Below are 13,198 nucleotides of genomic sequence, written 5' to 3'. Positions count from 1 at the left end.
ACAACATGCAATTAAAGAAACGACATATAGCTATTCTTGGTTCTACAGGCTCGATAGGCAGACAGGCACTGGATGTGATTTCAAACCATCCTGAAAGGTTTGAGCCCTACGCACTTGTGGCAAATAATAGTGTTGAACTACTTATACAGCAAGCTCGTACTTTCATGCCAGAGGTTGTTGTAATTGCAAACGAGGATAAGTATGATCAGCTAAAATCTGCATTGAGTGACCTGCCGATCAAGGTTTGGTGTGGCAGCAAATCAATAGAGGAGGTGGTGCTTGATGAGAATATTGATATGGTGCTTACGGCAATGGTGGGTTTTTCAGGTTTAAAACCAACTATTAATGCTGTAAAAGCCGGGAAGGCAATTGCTCTGGCAAACAAGGAGACGCTGGTTGTTGCGGGAGAACTGATTACATCTCTTGCAATAGAAAACAGAGCAGCCATACTGCCTGTTGATTCTGAGCATTCAGCTATTTTTCAATGCTTGAATGGAGAAGGGAACAATAATGTTGAGAAATTGTTATTAACTGCTTCAGGCGGACCATTCCGCAGCTTTTCCAAAGATCAGCTGCAGAGTGTTACCAGAGATCAGGCGCTTGCTCATCCAAACTGGAGTATGGGGGCAAAGGTTACAATCGACTCATCAACCCTCATGAACAAAGGTTTTGAAATGATTGAAGCAAAATGGCTGTTTGGAGTGGACTCTTCACAGATAGAGGTGCTTGTTCATCCGGAATCTATTATTCACTCGATGGTACAGTTTGAAGACAAATCAATTATTGCACAGTTGGGACAGCCTGATATGAGAGTTCCCATACAATATGCTTTTTCATATCCTGAGAGACTGAAAACTGAAGTAGATGAGGTGGACTTTTTCAAGCTTTCGCAGCTTACCTTTGAGAAGCCCGATCTGAATAGGTTTCCTAACCTCAGCTATGCTTATGAAGTTATAAAAACAGGTGGTAATATGCCATGTATACTCAATGCAGCAAATGAGATAGCTGTAGAACTTTTCCTTCAGGAAAGGATTGGGTTCCTGGATATGAGCCTGTTGATTGAGAAAACATTACAAAAAGCTTCGTTTGTGAAAAATCCATCGCTTGAGGATTACTTGCAGACTGACAGTGAGACAAGAGATATAGTTACAGAATTATTCAAAACACACATTACTGTGTGAAAAATTTAGTGGATGGAATCATTTTTAATTAAAGCGTTGCAGCTCATAATGAGCTTATCGATTTTAGTAATCGTACACGAGTTTGGGCATTATATTTTCGCGAGAATGTTTAAAATCAGGGTAGAGAAGTTCTATCTGTTTTTTGATGCAGGCTTCGCACTTTTCAGATACAAACCGAAAAATAGTCAAACCGAGTATGGTGTTGGCTGGCTTCCTTTAGGAGGCTACGTTAAGATCTCCGGTATGATTGATGAATCAATGGATAAAGAGCAGATGGCTCTGCCTCCGCAACCATGGGAATTCAGAACCAAGCCGGCATGGCAGAGGTTGCTGGTAATGGTTGCAGGTGTCTTCTTCAATCTTATCCTGGCATTTTTTATCTATTCCATGGTTCTATTTGCATGGGATGATACATATCTGCCTCTTGAAAATGTTACTCAGGGGATGGAATTTAGCACTGCAGCTAAAAAAGCAGGTTTTCAGGATGGTGATATTCTATTGATGGCTGATGGTAAAAAGCTTGAAAGATTTGGAGTACGTACACTGCTTGATGTGGCTGATGCTGAGGTAGTAACTGTAAAAAGAAATGGAGATATTATTGATCTGAAAATGGAAGAAGGGCTGATGAAGAATCTGCTTACTGACAAAGAAGGATTTGCAACATATCGTATACCTACTGTAATTTATGATACGATGGAAGGTAGCTCTGCAGAGCTGGCCGGACTGACAAAAGGTGACAGTATAGTAGCCGTAAATGGTGTAACTACTCCATCATTTGCAGATTTGCGAAATATCCTTGATGAAAATCGTGACGGTGAAGTAGCCCTTGATTATTATAGGGGTGGTATCCAATATTCAACAACAGCTAAGCTTGATTCTGCAGGAACACTTGGATTTTATGTAATGCCTGCAGCCATGGTTTACAATACCCATACACTTACATATGGCTTTTTTGAATCTTTCCCTGCCGGGATGAAAATGGGTATTCAGACATTAAAAGACTATATTGCACAATTCAAATATGTGTTCACTAAAGCGGGAGCTTCTTCCCTTGGAGGATTTGGTGCTATTGGTAATTTGTTCCCTGCACAATGGAACTGGCAGTCATTCTGGATGATGACCGCATTTCTGTCTGTTATTCTTGCATTCATGAATATTCTGCCTATACCTGCACTCGATGGGGGCCATGTAATGTTTTTGATATATGAAGTTATTACAAAGCGCAAGCCCAATGAGAAGGTAATGGAATATGCACAGATTGCTGGAATGGTATTGCTGTTTGCATTAGTGCTGTATGCAAATGGAATGGATATTGTAAGAGCTATCTTTAAATAAATTTTTACTGAATAATCAGAATAGTTTATTAATCGGTTGATCTAAAGAATTAAAGTGTATAGTATGAATATTCCAGAATTAATTGGAAAAGGAGGTAAAACAGCTTTTTCTTTTGAATTGCTGCCTCCCCTGAAGGGAAACAGTATACAGCAGGTGTACAGGACTATTGATCGCTTGATAGAGTTTGATCCAAAATATATTAATATTACAACTCATCATAGTGAAAACATATATAAAGAGGATAGCAATGGTGTTTACCGTAAGGTAAATGTCAGAAAGCGTCCGGGATCAGTTGCGATTGCCGCGGCAATTCAGAACAGATATGGGGTGACAGCTATTCCTCACATTATATCACAGGGATTTACAAAAGAAGAGACCGAGTATGCACTAATAGATCTCTCTTTTCTTGGCGTTACCAATCTGCTGTTATTAAGGGGAGATACAAAAAAGCTTGATGCTGATCAGAGAGCGATGGATAGTCATAAGAATGCAACAGGACTGCAGGAACAGGTTAATAACTTTAACAAAGGCATCTCTTTCGATGGATCTCCTTTAGCTCCTCCTGAAGTTCCTTTTTCTTACGGAATGGCTTGTTATCCCGAGAAGCATGAGGAGTCTCCAAATATGGAGTCGGAGATATTCTTCACCAAGATGAAGGTGGATAATGGGGCAGAATATCTTGCAACTCAGATGTTTTTCGATAACAGGAAATATTTTGAATTTGTTGACAGATGCAGAGCTGCAGGAATAACAGTTCCAATTATTCCCGGGATAAAACCTATTAACTTAATGAGTCAGCTTACTGTACTTCCGCGTATTTTCCGAACAGATATTCCGGAAGAGCTTGAGAAAGAGCTTCGTAAATGTAAAAGTGATGATGATGCCAAAGAGGTAGGTGTTGAGTGGTGTATCAAACAGTGCAAAGAGTTGATAGCTGCCAACGTACCAAGCATACACTTCTACTCACTAATGGCTACAGAAAGTATTTACAGAGTAGCAAAAGAGATATATTGATGTATTTTCGTGATGTTATAGGACATAGTGATATAAAACAGCATCTTATCGAGAGTGTCAGACGAGGGAAAGTGCCTCATGCAACAATGCTCTACGGTCCCGAAGGTGTTGGTAAACTACCTCTGTCCTTAGCATACGCAAGATATCTTAACTGTGCAGATCGTGGTATAGATGACTCTTGTGGTAAATGTCCCTCATGTCACAAGTTTGATAAACTGGCACACCCTGATCTCCATTTTGTATTTCCCGTGGTGAAGTCAAAAGTGAGTGACGACTATCTGCCACAGTGGCGTGAATTTTTATCCGGTAGTGCCTACTTTAATCTCAATCAATGGTTAGCATACATTAATGCAGAGAATGCTCAGGGTGTCATTTACTCAAAGGAGAGTGATGAGATAATCCGAAAGTTGAATCTTAAGGTTTATGAAGCTCCATATAAAGTGATGATTATATGGCTTCCTGAGAAAATGCATGATTCCTGTGCAAATAAGCTTCTGAAGATGATAGAAGAACCACCTGGTAATACAGTATTTCTGCTAATATCTGAAGATAGGGAAAATGTGTTGCAAACTATATGGTCTCGTTGTCAACCCTTACGGATAAATTCAATTGGTGATGAAGAGATGATAAGGGTTATTCAGCAAAATTTTGATTTGGAAGCCGACGAAGCCCAGACAATAGCACATATTGCCAACGGAAGCTATACCAAGGCGGTTGAAATGATCAACTCTTCTGACGATACCCGCTTTTTATTTGAACTGTTTGTAAACATGATGCGAAGTTCAGTATCGGGTAACATTAAATCAATCAAGCAGTCAGCCAATGAAATTGCGGGAATAGGGAGAGAGATGCAAAAAAGCTTTCTCAGCTATTCGATAAGGATGTTCAGGGAGTATTTTGTGAATAATCTTGGAGCACCTGAAATGGTTTATATGAATGATTATGAACAGGATTTCGGTGAGCGTTTTTCTCCCTTTATTAACGAGAAAAACATTGAGAAATTCAATGAAGAGTTCTCTCTTGCTTATCGGCAGATAGAACAGAACGGAAATGCAAAAATTATTTTCCTCGATCTTTGTTTAAAAGCAACAATGCTTTTAAGGAAATAATTTGTAACTTGCATTATATTTTACTATTAAAATAAACATAAAGTCTCGCTTTTCAATCCTAAAAAGCGATTTATATATATGGACAGAGAAATATTAGCAGATAAACTGGCGGACATTGTACCTGCAAAAGAGACTACTATACGAAATACTAAAAGTTGTAAGGGATGTACACGCCATACAAATAAACTTCACATATATGACTGGCTTCACGACTTTCCTGAATTTCAGGATCTCACAAAAATGGTGGAGGTTCAGTTTAAAAATACAAGAAAAGGGTATTACATAAACAGTAATGATCTCAAGCTGGAACTGGGTGATCTGGTAGCCGTTGAGGCTACTCCCGGACATGATATTGGTACTGTTACTCTAACCGGGAAACTGGTAGAGAAGCAGATGAAGAAAAATAATTACCGGGAGGATGCAAATGGTGGATTGAAACGTATTTATCGTATTGCACGTCCCGCCGACCTGGAAAAGTATGAACAGGCAAAAGCGCGTGAGCAGTCGACCATGATTCGTTCACGTCAGATTGCCGAGGAGCTTGGACTGCAGATGAAGATTGGCGATGTTGAGTATCAGGGTGATGGTAATAAAGCTATCTTTTACTATATCGCTGATGAGAGAGTCGATTTCCGTCAGTTAATCAAAGTGCTGGCCAGTGAGTTCAGAGTAAAGATTGAGATGAAGCAGATTGGTGCCCGTCAGGAGGCAGGACGAATTGGAGGAATTGGTCCCTGCGGACGCGAAATGTGTTGCAGCAGCTGGGTGTCAAGTTTTGTCTCTGTATCAACAAATGCAGCCCGTTGTCAGGATATATCAATCAATCCACAGAAGCTTGCGGGTCAGTGCGGTAAACTTAAATGCTGCATGAATTACGAAGTTGATATGTATGTTGAAGCACAGCGCAGTCTTCCTTCACGTGAAATTGTTCTTCGCACCAAAGATGCAGATTACTATCATTTCAAAACCGATATTCTGGCTGGGATGATTACGTATGCGACAGACAAGAATGGTATGGGAAATCAGGTGACTATACATAAAGACAGGGCTTTCGAAATTATTGGAATGAACAACAAGGGTTTAAAACCTGATAAGCTTGCTCCTGAAAACCAAAATAATGATCCAAACAAGGAGGTTGTATATAACAATGATATACTTGAAGATCAGAGTATAACCCGATTTGATAATACTGCTAAGAGTAAAAACAAGAAAAAGAGAAAGCCTAGAAGAAGAGCTTCAGGTAATGCAGGAAACAATAATCAGAAAAATAACAGATCGTCAGGTGATAAAAAGGAATAAAATCCTCTTTCTATTAGTCGGTACGCTATTTATAACACATACGTCCTGTTCTGATGGAGAGGTTTATTTTAGATATCATCATATAGAGAGAGGGAAATGGTATAGTGATAGTGCGTTGACTTTCACTATGGATTCCATCGGCTTTAATCCTGCTGCCAGACATGATTTATCAATAGAGCTTACAACTGCTGATATCTATCATTATAAAGATATATGGATGCAGGTTGAGCATAACCTTATCGACACTATTTACAGATGCGACACCTTGCATTTCAGACTGACAGATGATTATGGTAAATGGCTGGGCAGTGGGACAGGTGGTTTGCACCAGATATCACTCCCATATAAGTCAGATATACCACTCGACACATCGCGTCTATATATTTTGCAAATCAAACAGATAATGAAAGATGACCCACTAATCGGTGTTGAAAAGGTGGGTATTAAAATAATAGAGAAAATTTGATGACATTTAATCTTAATTGAACTATTAATTAGTTAATAGTACGTCCGTTTGAGTTAGAGAGAATTACATGTTATTTAAAAAAATGAGAATAGTATTTTTAGGATCGGGAAATGTTGCAACGCATCTGTCGTTTGCACTTAAGAAAACCGGAAACGATATTATTCAGGTTTACAGTAAAACTCTGGAAAATGCTGAGTTACTTGCCTCAAAGGTAGATGCTGATCCAATAGACGATATTAAGTTGATAAACACCAATGCAGACCTGTACATTTATTCAGTAAAGGATGATATACTACCTGAGATTGTGGAGCATATGCCTGAAACCACTGGAATATGGGCTCACACCGCCGGGAGTATGCCGATGTATCTCTTTTCAGCTAAACGAAGAGAGGGATATGGAGTAGTTTATCCATTGCAGACATTCAGTAAGAGCAGAGAGGCAGACTTCAGTAATATTCCTTTTTTTATTGAAGGAGACAACCCTAAAACAGAGCATATTCTAGTGGAAACTGCTAAATCGATTTCCGGTAGTGTAAGACTGCTTGATAGTGAGAAAAGAAGATACCTTCATCTGGCAGCAGTATTTGCAAATAATTTCAGTAATCATATGTTTACGCTGGCATCAGAGATATTAGATCAGGAAGGAGTCTCTGCTGAAGTATTAAAACCATTAATAAGTGAAACTGTGGCCAAGGTAATGGTTATGGAGCCTAAAAAGGCACAAACCGGACCTGCCGTAAGATATGATGAAAAGGTTATTCAAAAACATCTGGATCTGATACAAGACAACGACACGAAAAAAATATATGAATTAATAAGCAAAAGCATAAATAAACATTCTAAATGAGCGCAATAAACTACGATCTGACAAAGATTAAATCATTTATTTTTGATATTGATGGTGTATTATCAAAACAGACAATCAATCTTTCAGCGGATGGTGAGCCACTACGTACAGCTAATATACACGACGGTTATGCATTAAACCTTGCTGTTAAACTTGGATATGGCGTGGCAATAATTACCGGAGGAAATTCAGACTCAGTAAAAGTACGTTATGAATCACTTGGTATTAAGGATATATATATGAAGTCAGGAATTAAAATGAATGATTTTCTTGACTATATAAATAGAACCGGATATAAACCAGAAGAGATAATTTATGTGGGTGATGATATACCCGATTATAAAGTAATGAAAGCTGTTGGTCTGCCCATTGCATCAAACGATGCAGCTCATGAAATAAAAGCTATCGCAAAATATATCTCTCCAAAAAAAGGGGGGGAAGGGGTTGCCCGTGATGTAATTGAGCAGGTTCTGAAAGTTCAGGGACATTGGATGAGCGAGACAGCTTTTGGTTGGTAATTATTAAAGTTTTTAACCTGTTTAATCATTTAAAACAGGTATATTTGCAAAAATAAAATAAAAAAACCTCCGGATAATGGCAAAATTCATTGGTTATGTTGTGGTAGATAAAGATCACTGTAAAGGGTGTGATCTTTGTGTTGTATCATGTCCTACTGACGTTCTTGAACTTGAACCACGCGAAGTTAACGATCGCGGGTATCACTATGTGTATATGAAAAATCCCGATGATTGTATTGGATGTGCAAATTGCGGATATGTTTGTCCGGATGCATGTCTTACAGTTTACAAGAAAAAAGTGGGCTAATTTTTTTACACCGTATAAATTTTTTTAAAATAATAGTATGTCAGAAGCGATATCTTTGATGAAAGGGAACGAGGCCATTGCCCATGCAGCAATTCGTTATGGTGTTGAAGGCTATTTTGGGTACCCGATCACACCACAGTCTGAAATTATTGAAACCTTAATGGCTGAAGCACCATGGAATACAACCGGAATGGTGGTGTTACAGGCTGAAAGCGAAGTAGCTGCAATAAACATGGTATATGGTGGAGCAGCATGTGGAAAATACTCGATGACCTCATCTTCCAGCCCGGGAGTTAGTCTCAAGCAGGAAGGAATTTCTTATATGGCAGGTGCTGAGCTGCCAGGACTTATTGTAAATGTAATGCGTGGCGGACCGGGTTTGGGTACAATACAGCCATCGCAGGCTGATTACTTCCAGACTGTAAAGGGTGGGGGACATGGTGATTATAAACTTATTACTCTTGCTCCTAATTCGGTTCAGGAGATGGCCGACTTTGTGGGCTTGGCTTTTGATCTAGCTTTTAAATACCGCAATCCGGCAATGATTCTGACTGACGGAGTAATTGGTCAGATGATGGAGAAGGTGAAACTTCCCGATTTCAAACCAAGAAGAACAGAACAGGAAATACGTGAACAGTGTCCCTGGGCAACACTTGGGAAGACCCCTGAAAGAGGTCCTAATATCATTACCTCGCTTGAACTTGATTCAGCATCTATGGAGAAAAATAACATTCGTTTCCAGGCAAAATATCGTCAGATTGAAGCAAACGAAGTACGTTATGAAGAGGTTAAATGTGATGATGCTGAATATATAATAGTTGCATTTGGCTCAACTGCTCGTATCTGCCTTAAAGCAATTGAGATGGCCAGACAAGAGGGCATAAAGGTTGGTCTGGTTCGTCCTATCACCTTATGGCCTTTCCCAGCTAAGATACTCAATGAATATGCAGGCAAGGTTAAAGGGATGCTAACTGTGGAGATGAATGCCGGTCAGATGGTTGAAGATGTACGCTTATCAGTCAATGGTAAAGTACCAGTTGAACATTATGGCCGACTCGGTGGTATTGTTCCAACTCCAGACGGTGTTCTTGATGCTTTAAAAGAAAAAATAGTAAAATAAAAACCTTACGTCATGGATCCAAAAATAAGAAATTTGTTTCTGTTGCTTTTCCTATTAGCGTTTATCGCAACAATTGTAATTTACTTTTCAACCGATAAGGATATGAAACTCACCTGGTGGTCAGGAGGAGCAGCAATAATATTTTATCTGATCTACAGGTTCAGTAAAAGGTAAACAGTATCGTGCGATACAATTGAAAATAAATAGTTTAATCGAATGAATAGAGAAGATATAGTATGTCCGGAAAATTTGATTTACTCAAAACCGGATATCATGAACGAAAATTATATGCACTACTGCCCGGGCTGTTCTCATGGAGTAGTACATAAAATAATTGCGGAGGTTATAAAAGAGCTTGGACTTCAGGAGAAAACAATTGGAATTGCACCTGTTGGTTGTGCAGTATTTGCGTATAACTATCTTGATATTGACTGGCAGGAAGCTGCTCATGGTCGCGCTCCCGCTGTTGCCACTGCGACAAAACGACTCCTTCCTGATAAAATGGTATTCACATACCAAGGTGATGGCGACCTTGCCGCAATTGGTACTGCTGAAACAATCCACACTGCAAACAGGGGTGAGAATATTGCCATAATATTCATAAACAATGCAATTTATGGTATGACAGGTGGTCAAATGGCTCCTACAACACTGGAGGATATGAAAACATCTACAAGTCCTTTCGGACGTGACACCAGCAGTATGGGTCGTCCTCTTAAAATCCTTGACATGCTTGCACAGCTGGATGGCGTTTGCCTGGCCAGTCGTACAAGCGTGCACACTGCAGCTGCAGTAAAGAAAACCAAGAGACTTATCAAGCTTGCATTTGAAAACTCAATGGCAGGTAAGGGCACATCAATCGTAGAGGTTGTTTCAACTTGCAACTCAGGTTGGAAAATGACACCTGCTGCAGCAAATGACTGGATGGTTGAAAATATGTTCCCGGTGTTTCCTCTTGGTGATTTGAAAAACGTTTAAAAACTTTAATTATATAAAATGCTACAGGAAATTGTAATTGCTGGTTTTGGTGGTCAGGGTGTTTTGTCGATGGGCAAGATACTGGCTTATTCAGGTATCATGGAGGGTAAAGAGGTGTCTTGGTTTCCGGCTTATGGACCAGAGCAAAGAGGGGGAACAGCAAATGTTACAGTGATCATTTCTGATGAACCAATTAGCTCTCCTGTTGTTAATAATTATGATGTTGCAATTGTTCTTAACCAACCATCACTAGACAAGTTTCAGGACAAGGTTAAGCCTGGTGGGATCCTTATCTACGATGGATATGGTATCAACAATAAAGTGCAGCGCACCGATATAAATATATATCGAATCAATGCGATGGATGAGTCGGTGAAGATGGAAAACAGTAAAGTTTTTAATATGATTATTCTGGGAGGATTACTCAAAATCTCTTCTATGCTTAAGATAGAGAATGTGATGAAAGGACTTAAGGAGACTTTGCCTGAGCGTCATCATTATCTGTTGCCGATTAACGAAAAAGCTATTATTCGTGGAATGGAAGTAGTGGAACTGGAAAACAGAGCAGTTTTAGAAACAGTTTAATTAATAAACATAAAAGCTGAAAATATTCTGAGATTATAAAAACATTATCATAAAGCGGATGGAATAGGATCAAAAACTATCTTTCCGATTAGGAGCCGGTCTGATGCCTGTCAGTCCGGCTTCGCGATTTATTTAGAGCCGAATGGCCACCAACTCCACCACTTTTTTTTAGCCGTTTTCTCCTGCTGTTTTACCGATTCATTTTTAACTTTAGCAGAGTCCTGTTTTTTCGCAACAGCTTTCATCTTTCGTGAGCCAGTATCTCTTCCTTTACCTGATTTTACTTCAGCTGATACTCCTTTATTACCGGTTTCTGCGGCAGATATATCCGACCTGTTAAGATCTTTTTTCTTTACCAACCTTTTGTTTGTAGATTTACCAGGGGTTGTATTATTTGAATCCTGCTTATTTGATTTAACCTTACCCTGAGCAGTTTTAACATTCTGTTGAGTATTTTCTTGAACCAGTTTTCTTTTTCTATTATTACGATTATTCCTTTTTCTATTCTGATTATTGTTGCTGTTCTCTTTATTACTCAGGTCGTTTTTTAGATTCTCGTTCTCTTTTGTCACATTATTTACAGACTCTTCTTTAGAACCCTTAATTGTACGATTCTTATTCCCTTTACGCTGTTTATTCCCGGATCTTGCAGATTTCTCCACTTTTTCTCTTTTATCATTACCACCCGGTTTAGTTGAAGACCTTCTCTTTGATGAATTTCTCTTTGTACCTTTTTGTTTTCTGAATTCTTCAGGATTATATTCAGGTGTTTCACCAAGTTCACTTGGTACAGGTATTCTATAAATCTTTTTCTGAAGGAACTGTTCTATTTTCTCAAACAGATGCTGATCCTCCGGTGAAACAAAAGTTATTGCCATTCCTGAATCACCTGCACGTGCAGTTCTCCCTATTCTATGCACATAATCCTCCACATCGTAAGGTACATCAAAATTTATTACAAGGGTAATATCATCAATATCAATGCCTCGTGAAACAATATCAGTGGCTACTAAAATATCAATTCTTTCATTTTTAAACTCACGCATGACATGCTCACGCTGTGACTGATCCAGATCGGAATGCATCTCACCTACAGAAAGGTCCATCTTCTGAAGTGTTTTAGCAATCTCTTTTACCTTCTGTTTTTTTCCAGAGAAAAGTATAACCTTGTGAGGCTTTTTATTTTTGAAAAGGAGTTTAAGAATCTCCATTTTCTGTGACTCATAACAGATGTAAGACGACTGAATAATTGATTCAGGTGGTTTTGCTACAGATATAGTTATCTCTTCAGGATTTCTAAGAATTGTTTTTGCCATCTGTTGGATTTTAGGTGGCATGGTTGCTGAAAACATTACAGTCTGCCTATCTTTTGGAAGCAGCTTCACTATCTTCATGATATCATCATAGAATCCCATATCCAGCATCCTGTCAGCCTCATCAAGGATGAAATATTTAACTCCTGAGAAATCTATATTATAAAGATTTATGTGTGATAATAACCTTCCCGGAGTTGAAATCACCACATCTGCCCCATTTAAAAGTCCTTTTTTCTGAACATCCCATGCCTCACCATCATTACCACCATAAACCGCAACCGAAGAAAATGGAGTATAATAAGAAAAACCTTCCATCATCTGGTCGATCTGTTGAGCCAGCTCTCTCGTTGGAGCCATAATAATTGCATTTACCTTATTTTGATCATGATCATCTGTTTGCAGATTATTTAAAAGTGGAAGCAAAAATGCAGCAGTCTTGCCCGTTCCTGTTTGTGCACAGGCTATAACATCCTTTTTCTTGAGCAGGATAGGAATTGCCTGTTCCTGAATAGGAGTAGTTTCTTTAAAATTCATTGCATCCAATCCTTCTAAAAGAGAATCTGTTAAGGGAAGTTCGGTAAATAGCATATGATAGTTTATTGTTAGAGTAGAATATATGTTTGAGGTATGTATAAAAGTACTTTACAACACTCAGTTTATACAAAGATACAACGAAATATTGATTTTTTTAAATTGAATAAAAATATTCCTGATTTTGTCTTTTTTATTAAGAGAATTAATCATATCTTTGCACTCGATTTTTAGGAGAGATGGCAGAGTGGTCGATTGCGGCGGTCTTGAAAACCGTTGAAGTGCGAGCTTCCGGGGGTTCGAATCCCTCTCTCTCCGCAATATACATTGAATGTCAATGTTTTGCAAAACTTACACACAGTTTTACGCACACTTTAGCGTTGACTGTGTGTTTTTTTTGGTAAGCACCCGAGCAACTACCTCTTGATTATTCCGGAGCATATGGGTTCTTCGTCAAATTTGGTGCAAAATTACAACTCTTAAACCTCCTTATAAAAATACAGTTATATTACTGATATTCAGATAAATAAATGGCAATAAAGCTAGCATAATCGAATCATTTTTATTATCTTTAAAGCTCTGACACTAAAGA

The 13,198-nt window shown here is 38.7% G+C and carries 12 protein-coding genes, 1 tRNA gene and 2 pseudogenes; 14 read left to right on the top strand and 1 reads right to left on the bottom strand.

What is annotated here, in order from left to right:
* Positions 1–5 precede the first annotated feature (5 nt).
* The 13 genes and pseudogenes from BN1354_RS07275 to BN1354_RS07220 all read left to right on the top strand — a co-directional run bounded on the left by BN1354_RS07275 (position 6) and on the right by BN1354_RS07220 (position 10,759).
* Positions 6–1,181, top strand: a complete 1,176-nt coding sequence (locus BN1354_RS07275) for a 1-deoxy-D-xylulose-5-phosphate reductoisomerase (protein WP_045089071.1) — start codon at positions 6–8, stop codon at positions 1,179–1,181.
* A 12-nt stretch (positions 1,182–1,193) separates the two neighbouring features.
* A complete protein-coding gene (gene rseP / locus BN1354_RS07270) occupies positions 1,194–2,516 on the top strand; it encodes an RIP metalloprotease RseP (protein WP_045089072.1) in 1,323 nt (440 codons plus the stop codon).
* Between the two features lie 63 nt (positions 2,517–2,579).
* On the top strand, positions 2,580–3,530 hold the full coding sequence (locus BN1354_RS07265) for a methylenetetrahydrofolate reductase (protein WP_045089073.1): 951 nt from the start codon (positions 2,580–2,582) through the stop codon (positions 3,528–3,530).
* Complete coding sequence (locus BN1354_RS07260) at positions 3,530–4,639, top strand: DNA polymerase III subunit (protein ID WP_053826708.1); 1,110 nt, start codon at positions 3,530–3,532, stop codon at positions 4,637–4,639. The genes BN1354_RS07265 and BN1354_RS07260 overlap by 1 nt, the downstream gene beginning before the upstream one ends.
* 138 nt (positions 4,640–4,777) lie before the next feature.
* A pseudogene (locus BN1354_RS07255) lies at positions 4,778–5,920 on the top strand (PSP1 domain-containing protein); the annotation flags it as partial.
* The gene (locus BN1354_RS11880) at positions 5,883–6,404 is read left to right on the top strand and encodes a gliding motility lipoprotein GldH (RefSeq protein ID WP_045089075.1); all 522 of its coding nucleotides are present in this window, start codon (positions 5,883–5,885) and stop codon (positions 6,402–6,404) included. The pseudogene BN1354_RS07255 and the gene BN1354_RS11880, both read left to right, overlap by 38 nt.
* Positions 6,405–6,486: 82 nt before the next feature.
* On the top strand, positions 6,487–7,251 hold the full coding sequence (locus BN1354_RS07245) for a Rossmann-like and DUF2520 domain-containing protein (RefSeq protein ID WP_053826706.1): 765 nt from the start codon (positions 6,487–6,489) through the stop codon (positions 7,249–7,251).
* Positions 7,248–7,769, top strand: coding sequence for a KdsC family phosphatase (locus tag BN1354_RS07240; protein ID WP_053826705.1), 522 nt, complete (start codon positions 7,248–7,250; stop codon positions 7,767–7,769). The genes BN1354_RS07245 and BN1354_RS07240 overlap by 4 nt, the downstream gene beginning before the upstream one ends.
* A gap of 76 nt (positions 7,770–7,845) precedes the next feature.
* Positions 7,846–8,076, top strand: a complete 231-nt coding sequence (locus BN1354_RS07235) for a 4Fe-4S dicluster domain-containing protein (protein WP_045089078.1) — start codon at positions 7,846–7,848, stop codon at positions 8,074–8,076.
* A gap of 37 nt (positions 8,077–8,113) precedes the next feature.
* Positions 8,114–9,196, top strand: coding sequence for a 3-methyl-2-oxobutanoate dehydrogenase subunit VorB (locus BN1354_RS07230; RefSeq protein ID WP_053826704.1), 1,083 nt, complete (start codon positions 8,114–8,116; stop codon positions 9,194–9,196).
* A 12-nt stretch (positions 9,197–9,208) separates the two neighbouring features.
* On the top strand, positions 9,209–9,370 hold the full coding sequence (locus tag BN1354_RS12035) for a hypothetical protein (RefSeq protein WP_157360202.1): 162 nt from the start codon (positions 9,209–9,211) through the stop codon (positions 9,368–9,370).
* Between the two features lie 42 nt (positions 9,371–9,412).
* A complete protein-coding gene (locus BN1354_RS07225) occupies positions 9,413–10,174 on the top strand; it encodes a thiamine pyrophosphate-dependent enzyme (RefSeq protein WP_045089080.1) in 762 nt (253 codons plus the stop codon).
* A gap of 18 nt (positions 10,175–10,192) precedes the next feature.
* On the top strand, positions 10,193–10,759 hold the full coding sequence (locus BN1354_RS07220; RefSeq protein ID WP_053826703.1) for a 2-oxoacid:acceptor oxidoreductase family protein: 567 nt from the start codon (positions 10,193–10,195) through the stop codon (positions 10,757–10,759).
* Between the two features lie 674 nt (positions 10,760–11,433).
* On the opposite strand, the pseudogene BN1354_RS12165 reads toward BN1354_RS07220, so the two are convergent.
* A pseudogene (locus BN1354_RS12165) lies at positions 11,434–12,663 on the bottom strand (DEAD/DEAH box helicase); the annotation flags it as partial.
* A gap of 176 nt (positions 12,664–12,839) precedes the next feature.
* On the opposite strand from BN1354_RS12165, the gene BN1354_RS07210 reads away from it, so the two are divergent.
* Positions 12,840–12,924, top strand: a tRNA-Ser gene (locus tag BN1354_RS07210).
* Positions 12,925–13,198 lie beyond the last annotated feature (274 nt).

The organism is Lascolabacillus massiliensis, assembly GCF_001282625.1.
Lineage (GTDB): Bacteria > Bacteroidota > Bacteroidia > Bacteroidales > Dysgonomonadaceae > Proteiniphilum > Proteiniphilum massiliensis.
Note: the sequence above shows the minus strand (reverse complement) of the source record. Positions and strands in the feature narration are given on the sequence as shown.